This is a genomic window from Fructilactobacillus ixorae, from assembly GCF_024029915.1.
Taxonomy (GTDB): Bacteria; Bacillota; Bacilli; order Lactobacillales; family Lactobacillaceae; genus Fructilactobacillus; species Fructilactobacillus ixorae.
The window spans coordinates 848,281-873,418 of sequence record NZ_CP097478.1 but is presented as its reverse complement, the minus strand read 5'-3'; the positions used below and the strand labels follow the sequence as shown (position 1 = coordinate 873,418).

The following is a 25,138-nucleotide window of genomic DNA, read 5'->3' as shown; positions in this document are numbered from 1 at the left end:
AAAAGTAAAAAGGAACCGAAAGGAATAAAGGGGAACTAAATGTGTATGGATTGTTTACACGAACGAAAGACGTCAGTTAGTGCTGGCGTCTTTTTTGTTTCTTTGGTCATTCCATTTAAAATTGATTCAATGTATCGGCTTTTTTGTAGAGTAAATAATTTATCATTGTGGTATCATTAAAAAATTGAGTTGCTTGTTAGTTTAAACAAAATTACAGCGAGGTGTTTATATGCCGAAAAGTGAGGAAAATACTAATTTTTGGGTTAAAGAAAGACTGGATGAATTAAATGTTCCTTATACAGTTGAGTCTGATATGAGCGACTACATGAAAGAATCTTTGAAAGGTGCAGCCAAGACAACCAGCAAGTCTAATTTTGGTAAACCTGATTTTGAAATAGAAAAATATAATGTTCCGGTTATTATTGAAGATAAAAGTGATATTAAACATTTAGTGTCTGAAAATAAAGATGGAATAAAATTAGATGATAAGAGTGTTAGTAATTATGCCGTGAATGGTGGGCTTAACTATGCACAGTCAATGATTAGATCAGGTAAATATGATCAAGTTGTTTTTATAGCAGTTGCCGGTGTTGATGAAAATATAGAAGTTAAAGTTTACTATACTTTTGATGGAAACTCTCAACCAAAGTTAATGGAAAATTATCGTAACTTTAACTTTTTAGAGAATAAAGACGTTTTTGACGAATTTATTAATAATGCCAAACTAACTAGCGCAGAAAAGCATAGAATTTTAATTAAAACTCGTTCTGATTTAAATAAACAGGCCAAAAATTTAAATAAGTTAATGAATAATTTGAACATAACTGCTGATAATCGAGTAATCTATGTTTCTGGCGCTTTGTTGGCAATGCAACCAGTAGAACAAAGATCTACTGGAAGAATTATTGGGCAGGGTTTAACTCCAAATGATTTAACAGGATCTGAATTATATGGGAAAAAAGATGGTCAGCAAATTGTTAATCAAATTGAAAGTTATTTAAATGCCCGTGAAATTCCTAATTCTAAAGTTGACTTGATGATGATCTCTTTTAATATGATTAAATCTGACCCTGATCATGATAGAAAAACTAATCTTGATAGAACTGTTTCTAAATTAATTAATGGTGAAGCTTCTGTAAATAAACAGATTTTCACTTTTATTTATGAAAATATTTTTAAATCTATTGATGCCACTAAAGGTGTTTTAGATATTATGGGTGAAATGTATTCCGAATTTCTTAAGTATGCCTTAGGTGATGGAAAGGGTATTGGAATTGTTCTAACGCCACCATATATCACTAAGATGATGGCTGAAATTGAAGATGTCAATTTAGATAGTCACGTTATGGATTTAGCCACTGGATCCGCAGGATTCTTAATAGCATCAATGAGCATTATGATTGATGATGCTAACCGAAAGTTAATTAAAAATAGTTCTCAAGCAAAAGATAAAATTGAACATATTAAACACTAACAACTACTTGGGGTTGAACTCAATCAAAAAATGTTTACTTTAGCATCGACTAATATGATTTTACGTGGTGATGGGTCTACTCATATTATTAAGGGAGACACATTTAAACCTGATTCACCCAATCTATACCACGACTTTAGGCCTGACAAGTTGCTTCTTAACCCACCGTTTAGTGCCCCAGAAAACGGAATGCCATTTATTGAATATGGAATGCGATGGATGGATAAAGGGGGAAAGGCAGCAATTATCATTCAGGATTCAGCTGGCTCTGGTAAAGCAGTTCAAACTAATAAGAAAATCCTTAAAAATAATACATTGCTATGTAGTATTAAGATGCCCATTGATTTGTTTGAACCTAGTGCTGGTGTTCAGACTTCAATTTATGTATTTGAAACAGGTATTCCACATGATTTTGATAAAACAGTACGATTTATAGATTTTAGAAATGACGGGTATAAGCGGACTGCTCGTGGAATGCGTGAAATTGATCATCCGGTGGAACGTTATGACGACATAATTAAAATTGTTAAGGCAGGTATAAATGCTAGACTTGATGATCATGAACATTTATGGAATTTAAAAGAACAAGTATTTGATGATCAAATTGATGATTCTGGAAAAGACTGGAACTTTGAACAACATCAGGTTATTGATACAATGCCTACAGAGGAAGACTTTATGAAAACAGTTGGTGATTATATTAGCTGGGAAGTCGACCAAATTCTTAAAGGTGATAATGATGACAAAGTTTAAGAAATTTAAAGTAAGCGATTTATTTGAAATTAAAAATACTTTATCTTTTAATAAAGATTCAATTAAACCCAATGGTAATAAGATATACGACTATGTAACAAGAACGTCTGATAATAGGGGAATACTTTGTAAAACTGGATTTGTTAATGATAATAATATAAATAGTGCAGGAACATGGAGCCTCGGTTTATTGCAGATGAATTTTTTTTACAGAGATAATCCATGGTACGCAGGTCAATTTGTTAGAAAAGTAATACCAAAAATAAATATTTGTAAGAATGATAAGTTATATTTTGAAACTGTTTTAAATAAATTATCAAAGTGTATGATGTCTGGTTTAGTTAGAGATGTAGATGAAAAATTTTTAAACAGTATAATTGTCATTCCTGTAAATTCTAACGGAGATATTGATCATGAATATATAGATAATTATATTCAACGTATCAAAGCTCAATACGTTGCACGTATCAAAGCCTATTTAAAGACAATGGGATATCCAAATGTTGAATCTACAAAGTTAACTGACGAGGATAAAAAAGTACTTGTTGATTATAGAAATAAAATATTTAAGAAATATAATCTTTCATATATTTTTGATTCTTTAAAAAGAGGAAAAAGATTAAAATCTGATGATCGTATTAAGGGTAAAATTCCATTTATAACAGCTGGCACAAATTTGTTTGGATTATCAGACTATGTGGGAAACAATATTAATGTTTTTAAGAAAGATAGTCTAACGATAGATATGTTTGGAAATACTTTTTATAGAGGTTATGAATTTGGAGCTGATGACCATATTACTGTTTTAAATAGTAAAAATAAAAATTTAAATAGATTTAATATCCAATTTATTCAGACCATTATTGGCAAATCAATATATAATAAATTTAGTTATGGTAAAAACTTTTATCCAAAAGATGTTTATGATATTAATATCAAACTTCCTTGTAATGATTCAGGTATACCAGATTATGACTATATGGAAAAATATATTAAAGTTATACAAAAGAAAGATATTCAAAAATTAATTCAAGAATTTAATAAGAAGTATGATTTATATAAAGACGTATCAAATTAAATACTTTGAGCAATCACTGTAGTGCCCCATAAAAGTTAGACAAAAATCTAATTTTTATGGGGAATTTTTTATGACCAAATATAATTCAAAATAGAAGTAGTTGAATTTTACTTAAATAACTCGGTTTCCGTTAATGAAACCGCTATAAAATTTAACATCAAAGCTAATGGTGATCTACTACAATGGATTAAAATTTATAAATCAGCAGGGCCGTCAGGCTTAAATGTTAAGCAATCACATAAAATTTATTCCAGAGAGTTTAAGCTAGGCGTGGTAAACTACTATAAAACTCATGAAACTAGTACCCGTCTTACATCATTAGAATTCAAACTTAATCCCAGTCAAGTGAAAAACTGGATTTATCAATTTAATCATTTTGGTGCTAAGGGGCTATTACCAAAAAGGCATGGTAGAACACCAATGAAGAAAAAATATGAAGATCAATCCTTACCAAAAGATAAAGAATCAGCTTATTTAGATGAAATTTCTAAATTAAAGATGCAAATTAATGAAAATCAGATGGAGATTGACATCTTAAAAAACATCTAGCCTCGAAGTACGGAATCGTACTTGGACAAAACGACAATTGGAAGCACAAGTCATAAATACTTTGAGGCCTAAATACCCGCTTAATCAGCTTTTCCATTACTTTTCAATGGCACGTTCAACCTTCTACTGCAATCTCAAACGAGCCAAACAACCAGATAAATATCAACAAGTTAAATCAGAAATTAAATCCATTTTTAGTAAAAATCTGGAAACCTTCGGTTACAGAAGAATCTGTTTGAGATTGGTTAAATTTGGAATTAGAATTTGTCAAGAAACAGTTAGAAAATTGATTACTAAATTAGGCATTAAAACTAAAGTATATTCTAAGTCAACTAGCAAAAGATATAACTCGTTTCTTGGCAAGGTGGGAAAAATTGCGCCTAACTTTTTAAAGCAACATTTTAATGAAAAGATAACGTTTAAAGTGCTTCACACTGACATTACACAAGTTCAATTAGCTGATGGTAAGAAGGCTTATATTTCAGCCATTATTGATGAAGCTTCAAGTGAGGTCATCTCTTTAGTAGTGGATAGCAATGAAAAATTCCAATTAGTAAGCAAAATGTTAAATGAAACTAAGTTCAAAAAAAATTTAAAGCAAATAATAATTCACTCAGATCAGGGATTCCATTATCAAATTACATCCTATCAAAGCTGGATTAAAGATAATCACATCATTCAAAGCATGTCTAGAAAAGGTAATTGTCTTGATAATGCACCGATTGAAATTTTTTTTAGCTTGTTAAAACGAGAATGTTTAAATCGGATTAAATTAACCTCTTTAACTTCGTTAAAGCAGGTCTGCGAAGAATATGTTAAGTGGTTTAACGAGGAAATAATTTCAGGTAACAAAAAATGACTTACTCCGATTGAATATCGGAATAAATCATTAAGAACTGAATAAATAACATGTCCAACTTTTATAGGGCAGTACAGTTGCGGAACTGTTTTTTTATGGTTTACAAGGGTTTTCCGTGCGTTAAAAAGAGTCCATAAGCAGCTACAACAATTAAGAGGCAACCTACCACCAGCATCAGTAATTTTGATAACTGGTGGTGGCGCTTACGGGCAAACGCAATTTCTAAACTAGCAATGACGGCTAAGCCCATGACCACCTTGATGGTAGTTAGTCCCGGATGAAGCTGCCACCCAGTTGGTAGCAGCAAGATTCCAGTCCCAATGGCCACTAGATAACAAAAGCGAGAAACCATCATGGCTACCCGACTGATTTGAGGCCGGGTGCTGACTAACGCTACTACGGCGGCACTTAACAATCCGATCCAATTCAGAAAATGAATCCACATATTTAACATCGAGTTGCTTCCTTTCTTTTGGGTTCAGCTTAATTTAAACGGAGTGGCTACAACTTAAATTGAACTTGAATGGCTTTGCCAATGATCTTGGCGGGATTATGCCGGTTAATGATGATTGGCTGAAATGCGGGGCTGGGGTTATCAGGTAACAAAATAACCTGGTCATCCTGATACTGGACGCGTTTCAGAGTCGTTTCGTTCTCATTTAGAAGAATCGCGGCAATGTCGCCACTTTCCACCTGATACTGTTGGTGAATTAAGACGCAGGCTCCGTTTGGAATTGTGGGAGCCATCGAATCACCACGGCACTTGAGGTAAAAGTTAGTCCCCGCTGGGAGTTCACTTTGTTCAGTGGGTAAGTATGCTTCAATGTTTTCTTGGGCCACGATTGGCCGTCCACAGGCAATTTCGCCCACCACCGGAACGGACACCAACTGGTGCCGATCGACCGGTTGAAATTGAGAGCCGGGTTCTTGTAACCCTGCTAGTTGAAAAATTTCTTTAACGGGAACCCGCAGTCCCTTCGCTAATTTTTCTAGGGTGATCGGTTTTGGGACGTTAACTAAGCCGTTTTCAATCTGGGAAAGGTACGAATTAGACATCTGCGCTTGGAGCGCTGTTTGGCGAACCGAAAAGCCCTTGGCTTCTCGCAGAGCTTTGATACTTTGACCAAATTTTTTATTTTTTTCTGTCATGGTTATTAAATCACCTTCTATGTTAAATTAGTATAACAAAAAGGGTGTGGAATTGTTATAAAAAAAGAAAAGTGTGGTCGTGAACTGATTGAAAAACAGAAACGCTATGCTATAGTAAATAATAATGATTTTATTGTGAAAGGCGGAGTGGGAGATGCTGAGTTTACGCTTGAAGAATCCAGAGGAAGTTCGCAAGGAGATCTCGTTGCGGGGTTATTCGATTAACGGTTTTGCCCGTAAGATTAATTCGAATCCGGGTTACATCGGTAAGGTGCTCGATGGGAAACGGAATCCATATCCACCGTTAGCTAAAAAAATTGCGGATGGGTTGGATATGGACATCCGGGATCTTTTTTTCGTTGCTGATGGTCGAAAAAGGAAAACAGAGTAGCAAAAAATTAAAAAAAGTAACACAGTAAACGAAGACTGACCATTTGAACTTGTTCATGAGTGATCGAATTCCTGATGGGTTACCGCAAAACCCAAAGTTTGCATAATTACTCACATTGTAATTAAGTGGATTGGGCGCGATTAAGTGCTTTTTTGCTAAAACCAGTAAAAAACAATTGAATTTTGTGAAAAGTATCATATACTTGTTATTGTGAAATATAAAGAAAAGGGAGTTTTGTAACTCATGAAAAAAGCACAAAATGGTCTGTTAGGCCTGATTAGCCGACTGGACAATTTTAAAATTGACGGAATTGGCTTAGCGGTTTACGCTTTGTTGGCCGTAATCTTAATTGTTGTAGTTAGCTTAAACATCCTGCCCCAGGGGATTTTTGGGGCGTTATTTGTCATGGTCATCATGGGAAATATCTTCTACTGGCTTGGTGCGCACCTACCAATCTTTAAAAGTTACCTTGGTGGGGGAGCGGTATTTGCTCTCTTTGCACCCGCATTGCTTGGCATTGCAGGAGTAATTCCTAAGACGGTCATTAAAACGGTTGATAGTTTTATGACAAGTACCGGTTTTATTGACTTCTTCATCATTTCATTAATCGTTGGAGCCATCTTAGGAATGAACCGGGAGATGTTATTAAAAGCATCCGTCCGGTTCTTGCCGGTGGCCTTCTTATCAATGGCAATTGCCTTTTTAGCAGTTGGGTTGGTTTCCATGTTAATTGGAAAAGGCTTTAACTATGGGGCCTTGTATGTAGCCTTTCCCGTCATGGGTGGGGGAATTGGAGCGGGAGCCATTCCGCTTTCAAAAATTTACCACGAAGCCTTTGGTGGCAACACGGATTTTCTTTCCATGTTACTTCCGGCCGTGATTTTGGGGAACGTGTTTGCCATTATCGGAGCGGGGTTAATTAGCAAGTTATTTGCTAACAGTAAGTGGAACGGACACGGGAAGATGTTGCCCGGAAACTTTGATGACGTAGCTAAAGACAGCATTAAAATTACCTACCAAAAAATGGGAGTCGGCTTAATGATTGCGGCTGCTTTCCTAATGATTGGATTGACGTTAAACCACTTCATTCCGATGGTAAATGAATATGCTTTTATCATTTTATTGGTTATCATCTTCAAGGCCTGTGGTTGGATTCCTAAGTACTATGAAGAATCGGCCGTTACCTTTAGTAACTCGATTACTAAGAACCTGACGCACGCCCTATTGGCAGGAGTTGGGTTGACCAAGTTGGACCTACCAGTTCTCGGTCATTCATTGACGTGGCAGTTTGTCGTGTTGGTCTTAACCAGTGTGATTGTGATTGCGCTGGCGGCCGGGTTCATTGGAAAACTCTTTGGACTTTATCCAGTGGAATCAGCAATTACCGCCGGGTTGGTTAACAACTCGATGGGTGGAACTGGGAATATCTCGGTTCTGGCTGCCTGTAACCGGATGAACTTGATCGGATTTGCCCAAATGGGGAACCGATTAGGCGGAGCGATTATGCTAGTGATGGCGGGAATTTATATCTCGATCTTTGGATAGCAAATTTAAAAGGAGGCGTCTTTAGACGTCTCCTTTTTGAATGGATTTAACCAGGAACCGTAGTGCCTAACTTAGAGGTGGTGGTTCCTGGTTTAGAATTTAATGACTAGTTATTTGTTAATGGCAAAGGTTTGTGTCCCGAGATCCGTCCCGTCAATTTGTTGGTTAGCATTTTGATCGATCGGGTTGGAATTAATGCCCTGGCTTGCATTGATGGAAATTGATGCTTTGGGACTCTGCAATTGATAAACCACTGAGCTTTTAACGGTTTGTCCCTTAGCAATCGGTTCATCTGAATTTTGGGGCAACGTTTTGTCACTGAAGGTCGTTTCTTTGAGCTCCTGCTTGTTCTGAGCAACTTTCATATTTTCGTTCCAAGCTTGCTTTGGCGTCAGGGCTCGCTTGGATTTGTTTGTGACTTGATAAATAAACGCCACCATCGATGGTTCGGTTTCGTTCGGTTGCTTAATTGTTTTGACCCCTTTAATCCGAATCGTTTTATCGGTTAACTGGGCCACGTTGTTACGAAAGGACGGCTGCGTCGTTTGACTCGTGGGGGCCGCCTTAGATTTAGCGTTATTCGCATGGTGGCCAGGGGTGGAACAACCAGCCAGTCCCAGGGCACAAATGGTGACCATGCCTAGAATGATTTTTTTCTTCACAATGAGGACTCCTTGTCGTGATATCGTTAGTTCACTTCTTATTGTACAATAAAATCATTTGATAATAAACGGAACAAAATAGTGGACAAATCGCTCGTCCTTATTTATAATCAGTACAAACTGGTTTGTTGATGGAAGTCAATTAAGCAGCAAAATGTTTTCATTTTAGGAGGAGTTATGCATATGAAAGTAGCAGTAGTTGGATCATCTCACGGTGGTTACGAAGCAGTTCGCGGAGTTTTACAACAATTTCCAGATGCGCAGATTGATTGGTACGAAAAGGGTGACTTCATTTCGTTCCTGTCCTGTGGGATGGAATTATACCTCCAAGGAGTGGTTAAGGACGTTAACTCAGTTAGTTACGCCACCATTCCGGAAATGGAAGATAAGGGTGTGCACGTGCACATCAATTCAGAAGTAACTAACATTGATCCCGCTGGGCACAAGCTGACGGTGGTTGACGTCCAGAATGGGGAATCACAAACCACTAGTTACGACAAGTTAATTTTAAGTGTCGGTGCCGTTCCGTTCCAACTTCCGGTTCCCGGGAAAGATTTACAAAACATTTATGCAATGCGGGGGCGTGACTGGGCAATTAAGTTACGAGCTGCCGAAGTTAAACCAGACATCAAGAACGTAACGGTTGTTGGCTCTGGTTACATTGGAATCGAAGCAGCGGAATCCTTTGCTAAGGCTGGAAAGCACGTTACCATCGTTGATACGAACCCGACCATTTTGGGGACTTACTTGGATACTGAATTCACGGAGATCCTCGCTGAAGAATTGAAAGCTAAGAACGTTGATCTTCGGTTGAGTCAATCGGTGAAGGAATACATTGGGAATGCTGACGACCAAGTAACTGCCGTAGTTTCGACGACTGGGGAAACTTGGGATGCCGACCTAGTAATTGAAACCGCCGGCATTCGGCCGGCAACTAAGTGGTTAGCCGGGATTGTCGACCTCGATGACCATGGCATGATCAAAACTGACGAATACCAACAAACCAGTCAACCTGATATCTTTGCCGTTGGGGATGCTACTGAAATTGAATTTGCACCAACGGGCAAGAAACAATTGATTGCCCTTGCTTCTAACGCTCGGCGTCAAGGTCGGTCCGCTGCTGCTAACTTAACTGGACACAACCGCAAGACCACAGCAGTGTCTGGTTCATCGGCACTCCACGTCTTTGATTACAAGTTCGCATCAACGGGAGTTAAAGATGTGACTGCGGATAAATTAGGCGTTACGGTTGATTCTGTCTTTGTCACTGATACGAAGGTTCCGCCGTTTGTCCCAGCTGAATACAATGCAGAAGTGTTCTTCAAGTTAACGTATGATCCAAAGACCCGCGTAGTAATGGGCGCTCAGATCATGTCGAAGTTAGACACGACCGCGAACATTAACGCCATCTCGTTGGCAATTCAACAACATTTAACGGTTGATGATTTGGCATATGCAGACTTCTTCTTCCAACCTGGTTTCGATCGGCCTTGGAACATTATGAATGTGGCTGCCCAAAAAGCCGAACAAAAATTAGATAAATAATCATTTTTTTCGAAAAAACTTCAAGTTTACCGCTTGAAGTTTTTTTATTTTCCGGTAAACTGGGGTTTGAATTATTGCTCGCGTGGCTCGAGAGGTTAACGACGCGGGAAAACGGAAAATTTGGGGGAACCACATCATGCCAGAGTTAGATGAGCGTTTACAAACTGTTTATAACCATCGTTTAGATACAATTACACCGTCACAAATTCGGTCCTTTTCCAAGGAAATTCAGGATATTCCTGGGTTAATCAGTTTGAACGTGGGGGAACCGGGGTTCAATACGCCGGAACACGTGAAGGAAGCTGCAATTCAGAGTATCGCCAATAATCAATCCCATTATTCGCCCCAAAATGGGTGGTTAAAACTGCGCGAAGCGATTAGAGGGTACTTACAGCGGCGGTACGACCTTAATTATGATCCCGAAACCGAAATTACGGTCACGGATGGGGCGACTGAAGCGCTTTCGAGTAGTTTTTTAGCCACTCTAAACCCGGGCGACGAGGTCTTGATTCCCATGCCGGGGTATCCTGCCTACACTTCCTTAGTTGAGCTAGCTGGTGGCGTTCCCGTGGGAATGGATACGAGCGCCCACCAGTTTAAACTAACTCCCGAGCAGTTAACGGCGACCCTAGCCGAACATCCGCAAGCTAAGGAACTGGTCCTAAACTACCCGACGAATCCGACGGGGGTTTCGTATTCGCAAGCTGAACTAGCCGAGTTAGCCGCCGTTGTAAAGGCGCATGGACTCTTGGTCATTGACGATGAGATTTACAGCGAGTTGGTGTATGACGGCGAGCACGTTTCTTTTGCCAAACTACTGCCCGCGAATACGCTGCTAATTAATGGGCTGTCTAAGTCTCATGCGATGACCGGCTACCGGCTCGGCTACGTGGCGGGGCCCGCTGCCATCGTTAAAAACGTGAATAAGGTCCATGGCTATCTCGTTACCTCACCATCAAACCCAGCCCAGTACGCGGCCATCGAGGCCTTAAATAACGGTATGGATGATCCAATTCCCATGCGCAAGGCGTACCGGGAACGGCGCGATTTAATGACCACGACCTTACAGCAACTTGGGTTTGGAATTGTCAGCCCTGAGGGGGCCTTTTACATCTTCGCCAAAATTCCGGCGCAGTTCTCCGAAAACTCTCGGGAGTTTGCCCTCCGCTTGGCTAAGGAAGCGAAGGTCGGAGTTACGCCTGGGAGCGCCTTTGGACCGGCCGGAGAGGGGTACTTACGGTTATCTTACGCGGCAGATTTAGCCCAAATCAAACAAGCCTTAGCCCAAATTACCGCCTTCATCAAACCAACCGAAGATTAATGATTAAGCCCGCTGGATGCGGGCTTTTTTGCTGTTTCCGGCACCAGAGCTACCGTCTTTTTTGCCATTGGGAGCATTTATCGGTAGAATTAAGGTATTTAATCAAAGCGATGGAGTGATCAAAATGAACGTGGGAATTGATAAGCTGGGGTTTTATACTCCGGCCTACTACTTGGATTTAGTTGATTTAGCGCGGGCTCGGAACGAAGACCCGCAGAAGTATCTAGTGGGGATCGGCCAGGCGCAACAAGCGGTGATTCCGCAGTCCCAAGATGCAGTCACCATGGCTGCCAATGCGGCGAGTCCCATTTTGGATGCGACCAATCGGCAGCAGATCTCACTGATTATCTTTGGAAGCGAAAGTGGGGTGGATAACTCCAAGTCGGGCGCAATTTACCTGCAAAACTTGTTAGGATTACCACGGAGCGCCCGGGCCTTTGAAATCAAACAGGCCTGCTATGGAGCAACCGCGGGGATCCAAATGGCGAAGGAGTTCGTGAAAAACCACCCCGACCAGCAGGCGCTAGTGGTTGGAACGGATGTCGCTCGGTATGGTCTGCAGACTGCCGGCGAAGTAACGCAGGGAAGCGGGGCCGTTGCCATGACGATCAGTGCTAATCCCCGGACCCTTGCCCTGAGTACTAACAGCAGTGTTTACTCTGATGACATCATGGACTTTTGGCGCCCCTTGAACCGGAAGGAAGCCCTGGTGGATGGTCACTATTCCAACGATATTTACCAGCAGTTCTTTTTAAAAACGGTTCATGCTTATTGTGAGCAGGAGCAGTGTTCGTTAACTGATTTACAGGCGTTAACGTTTCACTTGCCCTACACCAAGCTGGGGTTAAAAGCCCTCCGAACGCTTTTACCCGAAGTTTCTGCTGCCCAACAGACGCAGTGGTTGAGTGAATTTGAAGCCAGTCGGGTTTATAACCGGCAGGTAGGAAATCTATATACTGGCTCGCTGTATCTAAGTCTGCTCTCACTATTAGACCAGACTACGGGTCTCTCGGCCGGGGCAAAGGTTGGACTGTTTAGCTATGGCTCTGGTGCGCAGGGTGAATTCTTTGTAGGGACCGTCCAACCAGGATTTCGTGATACGCAACGGCGTAGCCGGATTGAAGCAGCCCTCGCGCAGCGCACCCGGTTGGATGTTGATCAGTATGAGGAATGGTTTACTCAGTGGCCGACCTTTAATACCGCGAACGTAACCATTGATCCCGCTCCGGATGGAGCTGAATTTGTGTTTACCGGCGTGGTTGACAACAAGCGGCAGTACCAGCGCCGACTGGAAAATGCAGATTGACAGGCTTCTAAGAAACAGTTAAATTAGTTTTAAAGATGGAACTTTAAACTGGCCCAGTGAGACCGTAAGTGATGAATGGTGAGTAATCCAGCGGAGCTGGATTCGAATCCGGTTGTCACTGGCAACCGGATTTTTTAGTAGGAGGAAGTTGCCGTGAAAAATGAGGAAATTAAGTTAGACATTCATGATAAACCGAGTGGCCTAGCCTGGATTGGGTTGTCTTTACAGCACATGTTTTCAATGTTTGGAAGTACGGTGATCGTCCCGCTGTTAGTGGGTCTGAGTCCTAGCATCGCCCTCTTTGCCTCGGGGATTGGGACGCTGTTACACATTCTCATTACAAAGGGGAAAATTCCTGCGTACATGGGATCGAGTTTTGCGTTCATTACCCCGATGCTGGCGCTTATGAAAACGACCGGGATTGCTGGAGTGCAACAGGGAGTGATTGCGGTTGGGGTGGTATATCTCATCGTGGCGGCGGTCGTGTGGTTGCTTGGAACCAACTGGATTGACCACCTGTTACCTCCAATTGTTGTGGGACCAATTGTCATCGTAATTGGGCTGTCGCTTGCCGGAGCAGCTGCCCAGGATGCCATGCTGAAAAACAATCACTATGATCTGACTTACTTTCTGATTGCGTTAGCAACGCTCTGCTTGGCGATTTTCTTTAACATGAAACTGAAGGGCTTTTTGGGAATGATTCCAGTTTTACTAGCGATTGTCGTAGGGTATTTAATTTCCATGGCCTGCGGGCTAGTTGACTTACATGCAATTGCTGCTGCTCCCTGGTTCAGGGTTCCACACTTTGAATTACTAGGGACGGAAAAGGGGTTCCACTTAGAATGGAACGCCATCTTAGTGATGGCACCGATTGCCTTTGTCACCATGACAGAACACATGGGACACCTGATGGTTCTGGGCGAACTAACCCAACGGAACTTCTTTAAGGATCCCGGATTAAATCGGACGTTGGCTGGGGACGGGGCTGCTTCGCTAGCAGCGGGGTTACTGGGCGGCCCCGCTGTAACTAGCTATGGAGAAAACATCGGAGTGATGGCCATTACAAAGGTTTACAGTGTCTATGTAATTATTGGAGCCGCCCTCTTTGCGATGGCCTTTGCGTTCGTGAATAAGTTGAACGTGTTGATCATGCAGATGCCGCTGCCGGTAATCGGTGGAATTAGTTTTCTCCTGTTTGGAACAATTGCTTCCAGTGGAATTAAGGTAATGATTGATAATCACTTGGATTTAAACCAAAAGCGGAATTTGATGATTGCATCGGTCGTCTTAGTCATCGGGGTGGGGAATGCCTACCTGCAACTGGGTACGTTCCAGTTCACGGGGGTCGCCTTAGCAACCGTGATGGGAATTGGGTTAAACTTAATTTTGCCCCGCACCAATTCCCCCGAAGCTCCGGCTGCAACTACGAAAACGACAAAGTAACAGGCAACTTCTTTGGAAGTTAGCTGTTATAGGAAGTTAAAAATGGTAATTTGTGGTTAGATTCGGTATAATCGAGCACGTACAAAAAATAAGTAAATGGAGTGTGAATCATGAAAAAGAAATGGTCTTTAATTTTAATGGCAGGTTTATCTGCATTAGTCCTCGCGGCTTGTGGACAAAAGCAAGCGGAAACAAAAACGCCGAACACCCTGACCGTTGGGTTGGAAGGAACCTATGCTCCTTATTCTTACCGGCAAAACGGCAAGTTAACTGGGTTTGAAGTTGATTTAGCCAAGGAAACGGCTAAACGAATGGGCTTGAAACCGAAGTTTGTAACGACCGGCTGGGATTCGTTGATTGCTGGTTTGAATTCAAACAACTATGACGTTATTTTCAATAACATGGCTGAAAATCCGGATCGGCAAAAGAAGTTCCGGTTTGCAACGCCGTACATTTACTCGAAGTCCATCTTGATTACCAAACAGGACGGTCCCATTAAGTCTGCTAAGGATTTGAAAGGCAAAAAAGTTGCTGAAGGAACGGGAACCGATAACTTTAACAACGCGAAGAAACTAGGCGCAACGCCGGTGTCTTCCCCCGACTTTCAAACATCAATGGACATGATTGACCAGGGCCGGGTAGTTGGAGCCGTAAACTCCCGCGAAGCATTTGAATACTGGAAGAAGAGTCATCAAGATACGGACTTAACTTACAAAGTAATTCCTGATAGTGAAATTAAAACTAGTGCCATCGCTCCAATGATGAATAAAAAGAACGCTAAGTTACAAGCGAAGATGGACAAAGCCATCAAGTCCGAACGTAAAGATGGAACTTTAAAACGGTTGTCCATGAAGTACTTCGGGACTGATATTACAGAAAAGTAGGGGTTGATTAAGGATGCTTGAGATTATTACGTCATCGCTCCCCAGTTTGTTGACGGCGATGGTGAAGTTCACGATTCCCTTAGCACTGATTTCCTTCGCATTTGGGATGGTTATTGCATTTATCGTCGCTTTGATTCGAACGCTAAAACCGAACCTGGGACCAGTTGGCCATGCGGCCTGGGTTTCGTTTCGGGCAGTAATCAGTTTTTACGTATGGGCCTTTCGGTCAACGCCGTTACTAGTTCAATTATTTATCATTTTCTTTGGACTCCCGTCAGTGGGGATTAAGTTAGCACCATTCATTGCGGCGCTGATTGGTTTTTCGCTTAACATGGGGGCCTACGGGTCAGAAACCATTCGAGCTGCGTTACAGTCGGTTAATGAGGATCAGTGGGAAGCAGCCTACACCTTGGGCTTTTCAACGCCCCAGACGTTGTGGCATTTCATCATTCCCCAGGCGCTACGGACGGCTTTGCCACCACTTTCCAACGAATTTATTGGTTTAGTCAAAGATACGTCGTTAGCAAGTACGATTACGATTGCCGAAATGTTTCAAGTTAGCCAACAGATTGCAGCGCAAAACTTTGAACCGTTGTTAATGTACATGGAAGTTGCGGTTCTGTATGCCATTTTGTGTTCGATCTTAAATGTCCTGCAACACTACTTGGAAAAACGGTCATCACGTTATCTGAAGGGGGCTGCCAACTAGTGTTTAAAATTAATGACATTCAAAAAAATTTTGGGTCGAAACCTGTGTTACAGGGGATTAGTACCGAATTTCCCGAACACCAAACCACGGTGATCGTGGGCCCATCGGGATCGGGAAAGACCACCCTACTCCGGTCATTAGACCTCTTGGTTCAACCAGATGCTGGGACTCTAGCACTGGATGACCTGCAGGTTGATTTTGCCCGACCGGTTGATAAAAAGACTAAGCACGAACTTCGTGATCAAACTAGTATGGTGTTTCAAAATTGGAATCTCTTTCCTAATTTAACGATTCTCCAAAATATCACGGTGGCTCCAATTTACGTGCAAAAGGTGCCAAAAGAGCAAGCGGAAACGCAAGCCCGGGCGTTATTGAAGGAAGTGGGGCTCGCTGACTATGCGGATGTTTATCCCCAGGAGTTATCGGGAGGGCAGCAGCAACGGATTTCAATCTGTCGGGCGCTCGCGGTTCATCCCAAGTACATCTTGTTAGATGAACCGACCAGTGCGCTAGATCCAGAGATGGAAACGCAGGTTTTAAAGATGTTGGAACAATTGGCTGGTGAAGGGCAATCGATGATTGTCGTAACTCACAACATGCAGTTTGCCAAGAATGCGGCCGATAAGATTCTGTTCCTAGAAGACGGGCAACTGCAGTTTGATGGTTCCTGTGCTGATTTCTTTGCCCATCCCACTCCACGGGTAACTAATTTTTTGCAGGGAATTTCTTTGAATTAGCGTGAAATAAAAAACCAGCAGTCCCATCGAGGACTGCTGGTTTTAGTTTGTCAAAATTTAATTGATGAATGCGATTAAGGCAATGACAAAGAAAGCTAATAAGCAAATCCGCTGGCGCTCGTTACGGAGAAAGATTTGGCCCCCGTAGGCCAGGAGCACGAGGGCAATTAATAAACTGTCCTTTAGGAGCGGAAAGTTTGCTAGGATTAAGCCTGCAAACCAGAAAATGAAGAGGACGTTACTAGGATGTGCCAGTTCGTTCGTAAAGCGTAGGGCGTAAAAGAGGAAGTACAGGGTCAGGAGAATTCCGATGTTTAAGAGGGTACTTCGCTCTAAATATTGACTGGTTAACAAGTTTAAGGACGCTGCCGGAATAACAGCGTTGATCAGGGCGAAACAGAACAAGCCGTACTGGTTATGAAGCGCCAGGCGTGGAACGCGTAGGGCCACGCTAACCACGGCATAAAACATGGTTGCCCAAATCAGAATCCCCGGCAAGCGGGAGAGCAACGCCAGCAGGACGGCGCTGCCGGTCAAGATGATGGTGAGGCGGACGTCCCATTTGCGTAAGAAAACTAGGCAACTGCCAGCCCAGGCCAGCTCCATGATCAGAAAACAACTCGTCTGAAAGGTCGGGGCCGAACTCGAAGGGCGGTTGGCCGCTAGGTTCCAAACGATGATGGTAAGGATGAGATAGAACAAATTTTCCCACCACCAGCGGTAGTGCATGCAGAAATTTACGTATTTTTTCATAGTATTTACCTCAATAACTTAATCTTAGTGGACTTTTTCGTGGGCTTCAACTACTTATTTAGGAAAACTTGTGATAGGATAAAATAGTTATGAGTATGTTCCCGATAGGATTCACGTAAAGTGAAGCTGCCTTGTAACCAAAACCATTAGGGGGAAAATCAGATGAGTGAAAAACATTTATTTACTTCTGAATCAGTTTCAGAAGGACATCCAGATAAAATTGCCGATCATATTAGTGATGCGATCTTGGATGCTATTTTAAAACAAGATCCGCAAGCCCGAGTGGCCTGTGAAACGTCGGTTACTACGGGGTTAGTGTTGGTCTTTGGAGAAGTCTCAACGACCGCGGATGTTAATATCCGCGAAATTGTGCGCGATACCATCCGCAAGATTGGGTATGACAACCCCGCGTACGGCTTTGATGCTGATAACGTTGCGGTGTTGGTTTCAATCGACGAACAATCACCAGACATTGCGCAGGGGGTTGATGAATCCGAAGAAACCCGGGCTGGCCAAGCTGATCCCCTGGACCAAATTGGGGCCGGGGATCAGGGAATTATGTTTGGGTATGCGACTGACGAGACGCCAGAATTGATGCCTTTACCAATTTCGTTAGCGCACCAATTAATGCGTAAAACAGCCCAGGTCCGTAAAAGTGGCGAACTAAGCTACTTGCGTCCGGATGCGAAGGCCGAAGTGACGGTCGAATTTGACGAACAGGGACAACCACTGCGGGTTGATACGGTGGTATTGAGTACCCAACATGATCCAGACGTTTCGCAGGCGCAAATTCGGACGGATGTGATTAATAAGATTATCAAACAGGTGATTCCTGCCCAGGATTTGGATGCCGAGACGAAATACCTGATTAACCCAACCGGGAAATTCGTGATTGGTGGACCAAATGGGGACGCCGGTTTAACCGGTCGTAAAATCATTGTTGATACTTACGGTGGCTCCGCCCACCACGGTGGGGGAGCCTTTTCTGGAAAGGACGCCACCAAGGTGGATCGCTCTGCTAGTTATGCCGCTCGTTACATTGCTAAGAATTTGGTAGCCGCTGGGTTGGCCCATCGGGTAGAAATTCAGTTGGCATATGCAATTGGGGTCGCCGAACCGGTGTCGATTGAAGTTGACACCTTCAATACGTCTGATTATTCGGAACTAGAGTTGATTGCTGCAATTCGCCAAACCTTTGATTTACGGCCTGCGGGCATTATTAAGATGTTAGACTTGCAACGACCAATCTACGAACAAACTGCTACTTATGGTCACTTTGGTCGCGATGATATTGATTTACCATGGGAACACACTGACCGGGTTGCACAGTTGCAGGATGCGGTAAAAAAGAATTAAGTTAAACTAAGAAAGTCGATCCGAGAGGGTCGTTTTTTTAGTCAGAAAGGAGTGAAGTAGTCGAATGAAAAAACGAGTCACAAACGTTCGGGTGGTGACAATTGCCCTCTTCATTGCCACCTTTATGAGTGCCGTGGAAGGGACAATTGTTGCGACGGCCATGCCTACCATTGTTGGTGATTTGCACGGAGTTTCCTTAATGAACTGGGTCTTTTCCATTTTCCTATTGACCAACGCAATTGCGACCCCGATTTACGGAAAGTTAGCCGATCAACTGGGCCGCAAACGGGTCTTTATTTTTGGGCTCATCGTGTTTACGGTTGGATCCATGTTTTCTGGGATGTCCGATCGGATGATCACCTTAATCATGTGGCGGGCGGTGCAAGGAGTTGGCGCGGGAGTCATCATGCCGGTTTCATTTACGATTGTTGCGGACCTCTATCCCTTTGAGCGCCGGGCGGACGTGGTCGGGTTACTAGGTTCGGCCTGGGGAATTGCATCGATTGTAGCTCCCTTATTAGGGGGCTTTATTGTAGACCAGTTATCCTGGCACTGGATTTTCTTTGTGAACGTACCGATTGGGCTGGTGACGATTGGGTTAATTTGGTGGTTCTTGGTAGAACCGGTTACCAAACGAACCAGTCGAATTGACTACGGTGGGGTCGTGTTGATCGCCATCGTGTTATTAGCCATCATGGAGCTCTTTCAATTGTTAGGGGAACAACCACTGAACTGGGCCTTGATTGCTGGATGCATCGTGGTGGCAACCGTGGGCTTGGGGTGGTTTGTTCGCCAGGAACGCCGGGCAGCCGATCCCATCATCCCCCTCGCCATGTTTAAGCAGCGGACCTTTGTTACTCAGAATTTAATTGCAGCACTGATTAGTGGATTTATCTTTGCTTATGAAGTTTACCTTCCTGATTGGACCCAGGGAATCCTCGGATTACCGGCAACCATGGCCGGCTTTGCGATTACCCCGAGTTCGATTATGTGGATCATTGGATCATTTTGGACTGGTAAGTTACTGGTGAAATTCCGGCCCCAACTGATTACCTATCTAAGCCTGATTTTCATTGGGACTGGGAGTCTTGCGTCGATCGTTGCGCCGATTACAACCCCCTTTTGGTTATTTTTCATCATCTCTGGGGTGTTAGGCATTGGGTTTGGGCTGTGCATTACCAATGCATCTGTAACCGTACAAAATGAGGTTGCTGATGATCAAATCGGGGTTGCTTCGTCCTTTAATACTTTGAGTCGGACGCTCGGGCAAACCTTGATGATCTCAGTGTTTGGAATCGTAATGAATACCTCCATGAGCCATGGAGTAGCAACACACCCGCAAACCAGTCTAAAGTTAATGAACGAACTGATTAACCCCAAAACGGCTAAGCATTTAGCAGCTCACTTACTGCCACAGCTCAAGGAAATCTTGTATGGGGCGTTACACAACGTCTTTCTGGTTGCCGCGCTTTTAGTGGTTGCTGCTGCGGTCGTTAACTGGTTGGACCATCGGCCCCGCATTTAGCGCTTCTGAATTGCTAACAGGATTGGTGGTTCATGCACTTGATTAAGGAATTGATACTGCAAGACGTTAAATTCAGCTTGGGGCAGCTGGGCGGCCCAGGCTAGGACGGCCGTTTTTTCGGTGGCCCCACCCGGATGACCATAATAGCAGACGACCACCACGACGCCTTTTGGAGCTAACAGCTCGAGACATTTTTGTAGGGCGTTGAGGGTAGTTTTTGGTTGGGTAATGAGGGCATGGTCGCCGCGAGGGAGATAACCCAGGTTAAAGATGGCGGCGGTAATGGGACCTGCAACCATTTCGTCGAGCTGTTCATGCCCCTGTTGGAACACCGTAGCGTTGTGATAACCCGCTTCCGCCAGCTTGGCTTTGGTGGCCATGACTGCCGGAGCTTGGATGTCAAAACTATAGACGTGCCCAGTGGTTCCGACCAACTGCGCTAGTTTGAGGGTATCGTGACCCATTCCAGCCGTGGCATCGACTACGATGTCACCGGGATTCACGACTTGTTCTAAGAGCGTATGGCTAAATTGTAAAGCTGATTGTAATTGCATGATAAACCGTCCTTTCCATAGTATTATAGCAATAAAAACCTTGTGTTTTGCCCCGTAGTTTGCTATCGTGGGGGTAACCAAATGATTAAACTAAAGAAGCAGAGTAGTAGTGGTACAAAAGTTACCAGCGACTAAGCGGATGGTGGAAGCTTAGAACTTTTTGCGACGAACTTGCTGTGGAGGTTTCGTTAATCGTACCGATTAACCGTTTTCCGCGTTATGGACTTAAGGGGTTCCCCGGGTGGGGAAAAATTAGGTGGTACCGCGGAAATTCGTCCTATAGAATTAATTTCTATAGGCTTTTTTTATGGCGTGAATAACCAGCAACCAGTCAGGTTAAAGGAGTGAATGACATGGGCTACAATCACCAGGAAATTGAACAAAAATGGCAAAAATATTGGGATGAGCACCAAACCTTTCGAACGGGCGATGATCCAAATAAGGAGAAGTACTACGTCTTAGACATGTTCCCATATCCATCCGGGCAGGGACTCCACGTGGGTCATCCAGAAGGGTATACTGCAACGGACATCATGGCGCGGTTCAACCGGATGCAGGGTAAAAACGTGTTGCATCCGATGGGTTGGGACGCCTTTGGCTTGCCAGCCGAACAGTATGCGATGAAAACGGGGAATAATCCCGCGGACTTTACCAATCAAAACATTCAAAATTTTAAACGGCAGATCAAATCCCTCGGGTTTTCTTACGATTGGAGTCGGGAAGTGAACACGACCGATCCAAAGTATTACAAGTGGACCCAGTGGATCTTTGAACAACTTTACAAACAGGGCTTGGCTTATGAGGATGAAATTGAAGTTAACTGGGCTCCAGACCTCATGGGGGGGACAGTGGTTGCGAACGAAGAAGTGGTCAACGGTAAGACCGAACGTGGTGGCTACCCCGTGTACCGAAAACCAATGAAACAGTGGGTGTTGCGGATTACTGCTTATGCAGAACGGCTCTTGGATGATTTGGATGACCTAGACTGGCCGGAAAGCATTAAGCAGATGCAGCGGAATTGGATTGGAAAATCAGTGGGAGCCAGCATCAAGTTCCCGGTTGCTGACCAAGCTGATGCCACCATTGAAGTCTTTTCAACCCGGGCCGATACGTTGTTTGGAGCAACGTACCTAGTGCTTTCACCAGAACATCCCCTGGTGGATCGAATTACTACCCTTGATCAAGCTGGGGCAGTTCGCGATTACCGACAGGAAGTTGCTTCAAAGTCAGACCTGGAACGGACCGATTTGAATAAGGATAAATCAGGTGTGTTTACGGGTGCCTACGCAATCAATCCGGTAACCGGGGAAAAACTACCCGTTTGGATTGGGGACTACGTTCTGCCTTCGTACGGAACGGGAGCCATTATGGCTGTGCCGGCTCATGACCAACGGGACTACGAATTTGCACAAAAGTTTAACCTGCCTATCGTACCGGTGATTGCCGGCGGAGACATTAGTAAAGAAGCCTACACCGGCGATGGAGTGCACATTAATTCTGGGTTCCTCGATGGCATGGAAAAAGCCGAAGCCATTCCAACGATTTTAACCTGGTTGGAAGAACATGATGCCGGCCAAAAGAAAGTTAACTACAAACTCCGGGATTGGATCTTTTCTCGGCAACGGTACTGGGGGGAACCAATTCCCGTAATCCACTGGGATGATGGCAGTACCTCACTTGTACCAGAATCAGAATTGCCTCTGCGACTCCCAAAAACCGATAACATTAAGCCATCTGGAACCGGGGAAAGTCCGCTAGCAAACCTGAGTGACTGGATTAACGTCACGGATGCAAACGGTCGTCACGGTCGCCGAGAAACCAACACGATGCCCCAGTGGGCCGGGAGTTCGTGGTATTACCTCCGTTACATTGATCCTCACAACGATCGGATGATTGCCGATCCAAAGAAGTTAGACTACTGGTTGCCAGTTGATCTCTACGTTGGTGGAGCCGAACACGCTGTTTTGCACCTCTTGTACGCCCGGTTCTGGCACAAATTCCTGTATGACCTAGGAGTCGTGCCAACGAAGGAACCCTTCCAGCGTTTGGTGAACCAGGGCATGATTCTCGGGACGAACCACGAAAAAATGTCCAAATCAAAGGGAAACGTGGTGAACCCGGACGACATTGTTAACGAGTATGGGGCTGACACCCTGCGGTTGTACGAAATGTTTATGGGTCCGTTGACAGAATCAAAACCTTGGAGTACCGAAGGAATCACGGGTGCTAACCGGTGGATTAAGCGGGTTTTTCGGATGTATGTTGGTGATGACGAACAAATGACGAGTTTGGTGGTGCCAACCAACGATGGGAAGCTTGCTAAAGTTTATAACCAGACCGTGAAAAAAGTGACCGATGACATCGAAAAGATGCGGTTTAACACGGCCATCTCCCAAATGATGGTATTTGTAAACGAAGTTTATAAGCATCAGGCGCTGCCTAAGGAATATGCGGAGGGGCTAATTAAGTTGCTCGCACCAATTACCCCGCATTTAGCCGAAGAAATTTGGCACCGGTTGGGGCACGATGAAACGATTGCATACGCGAGTTGGCCAACCTACGATCCCGCGCAATTAGAGGCGGATGAGGTGCAACTGGCCGTTCAGGTGAACGGAAAAGTGCGGGCCCGGATTTCGGTTCCAGCGGATGCTGATCGGGATGCCATTCAAGCAGCTGCGCTTGCTAATCCAGATGTCATTGCAAACCTGGACAACCAAACAATCCGCAAGGTGATTGTGGTTCCTGGAAAGATTGTTAATATTGTAGCTAATTAGCCTAGTTTGTGTTAGATTAGTTGTTTAAGATTTTTAGGGCGAAAGTAGGTTATTTTAGTGGATAACGATGTTGAAAACAATCAGTTAGAAGAGCAACAACAATTTGCGGATTCGCAACGGGCCAAGGGCCAAATGCTCAAGGGCTCTGCCTGGATGACGATTGGGAGTATCCTGTCGCGGATTCTCGGGGCGCTTTACATTATTCCCTGGCGGCTCATCTTTGGAGCCTCCTTATTCCCGATTGCCAACTCACTGTATACCCAGGGTTATAACATTTACAGTTTTGTTTTAATCGTGGCCATTGCTGGGATTCCCTCTGCCATTGCCAAGCAAGTAGCCCACTATAATGCGTTAAATGAGTATGGAGTCGGAGTGCAACTGTATAAAAAGGGGATTAGCCTGTCAATTTTGATGGGGGTCCTTAGTGCCCTCCTTTTATGGTTTGCCGCGCCGTTGCTGACGAATGGAGATCCCAATGTGATTCCGGTGATTCACTCGTTAGCCTGGGCGGTGCTGATTATTCCCGCGATGAGTTTAACCCGAGGGTACTTTCAGGGATACGAAGACATGGCGCCATCTGCGATTTCCCAGTTTGTGGAACAGTTGGCCCGGGTCATTTACATGTTGGCCTCAGCCTTCATTATCTTAAAGGTGCTCCACGGTAACTGGGTGACGGCGGTGTCGCAATCAACCTTTGCGGCCTGTATCGGAGCCATCTTTGGGTTCTTAATTCTGGGTTGGTATTACTGGAAAAGGCGTCACTACTACCATAATTTGGTGGCACACAGTAATAACCAGCTCCAGGTCCCAACCAACCAGTTATACAGAGAAATCATTAGTCAAGCGGTGCCATTTGTGATTTTAGGGGCGGGAGTTACCATCTTTTCCCTGATTGATCAGTTTACTTTCTTTGACATTATGCGGCTAGCAACTAACTTTTCCGAACGAGCATTACAAGTGGACTATGCCGTCTTTGCCGGAAATGCCAACAAGCTGACTATGATCGTGATTTCTTTAGCGTCGTCGCTGGCTATCACGGTGGTTCCGTTACTGTCCACGGCCTTTACGAAGCGAAATCGGGCTATGATGCGGGATCAACTGTCGAACACCATGATTTTGTTTGAGTTCGTGATGTTACCGGCTTCCTTGGGAATGGCCGCGGTCGCAGGACCATTGAACCGCACTTTTTATGGAACGGCTAACATGGACTTTGGGAGTAACGTGTTAACTTTCGCGGCGATTACTGCAATTCCAATTGGCTTGTTTGTGGTTACCTCTGCCGTGATGCAGGGAGTATCGCAAAATCGACGGGCTGTGAAGTACTTTGTGATTGGAACGATTGCAAAGGTCATTACCCAATTTCCACTGGTTTATTGGTTTGGCGCGTTTGGGACCTTAATGTCCACGGTCGTTGGCTTTACCATAGCAAACCTGCTGATCATTCATTCCTTAAACCATGACTTTGGGTTTGAGGTCCATAAAATGTTGATGGATTCGGCCGATTTAATTGCGTATACGTTAGTCATGTATGTAATTACATTAGTTATGGTTTACGCCTTGAACTTTTTGATTGGGCTAGTTGGAAACCCCTATAGTTCACTGATGAGTTTGGTAGTTACTGGTGTTTCCGCCTTAATTGGAGGTAGTGTATATATGTACTTAACTTTGAAGAGTCGACTGGCCGATCAAGTTTTAGGAGCTAGGGTAGCGCGATTACGGATTATTTTTCACATTAGTTAGTAAAAAACAGCACTGCATTTGCAGTGCTGTT

The 25,138-nt window shown here is 43.8% G+C and carries 21 protein-coding genes, 2 pseudogenes, 1 riboswitch and 1 other annotated feature; of the genes and pseudogenes, 18 read left to right on the top strand and 5 right to left on the bottom strand.

Going from position 1 to position 25,138, the window contains the following annotated elements:
* Positions 1–229 precede the first annotated feature (229 nt).
* From M8332_RS04250 to M8332_RS04235, 5 genes and pseudogenes are all read left to right on the top strand, one after another.
* Positions 230–2,227: pseudogene (locus M8332_RS04250) on the top strand (HsdM family class I SAM-dependent methyltransferase).
* Positions 2,214–3,305 carry a restriction endonuclease subunit S gene (locus M8332_RS04245; RefSeq protein ID WP_252779612.1) on the top strand — a complete coding sequence of 364 codons (1,092 nt, stop codon included), beginning with the start codon at positions 2,214–2,216 and terminating at the stop codon, positions 3,303–3,305. The pseudogene M8332_RS04250 and the gene M8332_RS04245 overlap by 14 nt, the downstream one beginning before the upstream one ends.
* Before the next feature lie 90 nt (positions 3,306–3,395).
* Positions 3,396–3,518 (top strand): annotated as a pseudogene (locus M8332_RS07225) (helix-turn-helix domain-containing protein); the annotation flags it as partial.
* Between the two features lie 57 nt (positions 3,519–3,575).
* Positions 3,576–3,854 carry a helix-turn-helix domain-containing protein gene (locus M8332_RS04240; RefSeq protein ID WP_252779611.1) on the top strand — a complete coding sequence of 93 codons (279 nt, stop codon included), beginning with the start codon at positions 3,576–3,578 and terminating at the stop codon, positions 3,852–3,854.
* Between the two features lie 37 nt (positions 3,855–3,891).
* Complete coding sequence (locus M8332_RS04235; RefSeq protein WP_252779610.1) at positions 3,892–4,713, top strand: IS3 family transposase; 822 nt, start codon at positions 3,892–3,894, stop codon at positions 4,711–4,713.
* A 100-nt stretch (positions 4,714–4,813) separates the two neighbouring features.
* Here M8332_RS04235 and M8332_RS04230 read toward each other — a convergent pair whose 3' ends face one another.
* Complete coding sequence (locus M8332_RS04230) at positions 4,814–5,167, bottom strand: DUF1516 family protein (protein WP_252779609.1); 354 nt, start codon at positions 5,165–5,167, stop codon at positions 4,814–4,816.
* Positions 5,168–5,214: 47 nt separating this feature from the next.
* Positions 5,215–5,862, bottom strand: a complete 648-nt coding sequence (locus M8332_RS04225) for a LexA family protein (protein WP_252779608.1) — start codon at positions 5,860–5,862, stop codon at positions 5,215–5,217.
* A gap of 154 nt (positions 5,863–6,016) precedes the next feature.
* On the opposite strand from M8332_RS04225, the gene M8332_RS04220 reads away from it, so the two are divergent.
* Positions 6,017–6,253, top strand: a complete 237-nt coding sequence (locus tag M8332_RS04220; protein WP_252779607.1) for a helix-turn-helix transcriptional regulator — start codon at positions 6,017–6,019, stop codon at positions 6,251–6,253.
* Between the two features lie 243 nt (positions 6,254–6,496).
* On the top strand, positions 6,497–7,798 hold the full coding sequence (locus tag M8332_RS04215) for a 2-hydroxycarboxylate transporter family protein (RefSeq protein ID WP_252779605.1): 1,302 nt from the start codon (positions 6,497–6,499) through the stop codon (positions 7,796–7,798).
* Positions 7,799–7,908: 110 nt separating this feature from the next.
* On the opposite strand, the gene M8332_RS04210 is transcribed toward M8332_RS04215, so the two are convergent.
* Positions 7,909–8,460: a DUF5067 domain-containing protein gene (locus M8332_RS04210; RefSeq protein ID WP_252779604.1), complete on the bottom strand. Its 552-nt coding sequence runs from the start codon at positions 8,458–8,460 to the stop codon at positions 7,909–7,911.
* Between the two features lie 183 nt (positions 8,461–8,643).
* Between M8332_RS04210 and M8332_RS04205 the strand changes: the two genes are divergently transcribed.
* The 7 genes from M8332_RS04205 (at position 8,644) to M8332_RS04175 (ending at position 16,405) form a co-directional block, all read left to right on the top strand.
* Positions 8,644–10,005, top strand: a complete 1,362-nt coding sequence (locus M8332_RS04205; RefSeq protein ID WP_252779602.1) for an FAD-dependent oxidoreductase — start codon at positions 8,644–8,646, stop codon at positions 10,003–10,005.
* A gap of 136 nt (positions 10,006–10,141) precedes the next feature.
* The gene (locus M8332_RS04200) at positions 10,142–11,326 is read left to right on the top strand and encodes an aminotransferase class I/II-fold pyridoxal phosphate-dependent enzyme (protein WP_252779600.1); all 1,185 of its coding nucleotides are present in this window, start codon (positions 10,142–10,144) and stop codon (positions 11,324–11,326) included.
* A 124-nt stretch (positions 11,327–11,450) separates the two neighbouring features.
* Positions 11,451–12,632, top strand: a complete 1,182-nt coding sequence (locus M8332_RS04195; protein ID WP_252779599.1) for a hydroxymethylglutaryl-CoA synthase — start codon at positions 11,451–11,453, stop codon at positions 12,630–12,632.
* 153 nt (positions 12,633–12,785) lie between these two features.
* Positions 12,786–14,075 carry a solute carrier family 23 protein gene (locus tag M8332_RS04190; RefSeq protein ID WP_252779598.1) on the top strand — a complete coding sequence of 430 codons (1,290 nt, stop codon included), beginning with the start codon at positions 12,786–12,788 and terminating at the stop codon, positions 14,073–14,075.
* Between the two features lie 110 nt (positions 14,076–14,185).
* A complete protein-coding gene (locus M8332_RS04185; RefSeq protein WP_252779597.1) occupies positions 14,186–14,959 on the top strand; it encodes a transporter substrate-binding domain-containing protein in 774 nt (257 codons plus the stop codon).
* A gap of 13 nt (positions 14,960–14,972) precedes the next feature.
* Positions 14,973–15,668: an amino acid ABC transporter permease gene (locus M8332_RS04180; protein WP_252779596.1), complete on the top strand. Its 696-nt coding sequence runs from the start codon at positions 14,973–14,975 to the stop codon at positions 15,666–15,668.
* On the top strand, positions 15,668–16,405 hold the full coding sequence (locus tag M8332_RS04175) for an amino acid ABC transporter ATP-binding protein (RefSeq protein ID WP_252779595.1): 738 nt from the start codon (positions 15,668–15,670) through the stop codon (positions 16,403–16,405). The genes M8332_RS04180 and M8332_RS04175 overlap by 1 nt, the downstream gene beginning before the upstream one ends.
* Before the next feature lie 57 nt (positions 16,406–16,462).
* Here the strand turns inward: M8332_RS04175 and M8332_RS04170 are convergent, their stop codons facing one another.
* The gene (locus M8332_RS04170; RefSeq protein ID WP_252779594.1) at positions 16,463–17,158 is read right to left on the bottom strand and encodes a hypothetical protein; all 696 of its coding nucleotides are present in this window, start codon (positions 17,156–17,158) and stop codon (positions 16,463–16,465) included.
* Between the two features lie 82 nt (positions 17,159–17,240).
* Positions 17,241–17,323: riboswitch (SMK box riboswitch) on the top strand.
* Between M8332_RS04170 and metK the strand changes: the two genes are divergently transcribed.
* Both metK and M8332_RS04160 read left to right on the top strand, forming a co-directional pair.
* Entirely contained in the window at positions 17,321–18,514 is a 1,194-nt protein-coding gene (gene metK, locus M8332_RS04165; RefSeq protein WP_252779593.1) for a methionine adenosyltransferase, read from the top strand. It overlaps the preceding riboswitch by 3 nt.
* Before the next feature lie 64 nt (positions 18,515–18,578).
* Complete coding sequence (locus M8332_RS04160; RefSeq protein ID WP_252779592.1) at positions 18,579–20,039, top strand: MDR family MFS transporter; 1,461 nt, start codon at positions 18,579–18,581, stop codon at positions 20,037–20,039.
* On the opposite strand, the gene mnmM is transcribed toward M8332_RS04160, so the two are convergent.
* Entirely contained in the window at positions 20,036–20,593 is a 558-nt protein-coding gene (gene mnmM / locus M8332_RS04155) for a tRNA 5-(aminomethyl)-2-thiouridylate-methyltransferase MnmM (protein WP_252779591.1), read from the bottom strand. The two genes, M8332_RS04160 and mnmM, sit on opposite strands and share 4 nt — an antisense overlap.
* Positions 20,594–20,677: 84 nt before the next feature.
* Positions 20,678–20,876: a binding site (T-box leader), on the top strand.
* A 70-nt stretch (positions 20,877–20,946) separates the two neighbouring features.
* On the opposite strand from mnmM, the gene leuS reads away from it, so the two are divergent.
* Together leuS and M8332_RS04145 are read left to right on the top strand one after the other, a co-directional pair.
* Entirely contained in the window at positions 20,947–23,367 is a 2,421-nt protein-coding gene (leuS, locus tag M8332_RS04150; protein WP_252779590.1) for a leucine--tRNA ligase, read from the top strand.
* 57 nt (positions 23,368–23,424) lie between these two features.
* On the top strand, positions 23,425–25,107 hold the full coding sequence (locus tag M8332_RS04145) for a putative polysaccharide biosynthesis protein (protein ID WP_435370787.1): 1,683 nt from the start codon (positions 23,425–23,427) through the stop codon (positions 25,105–25,107).
* Positions 25,108–25,138: the final 31 nt, after the last annotated feature.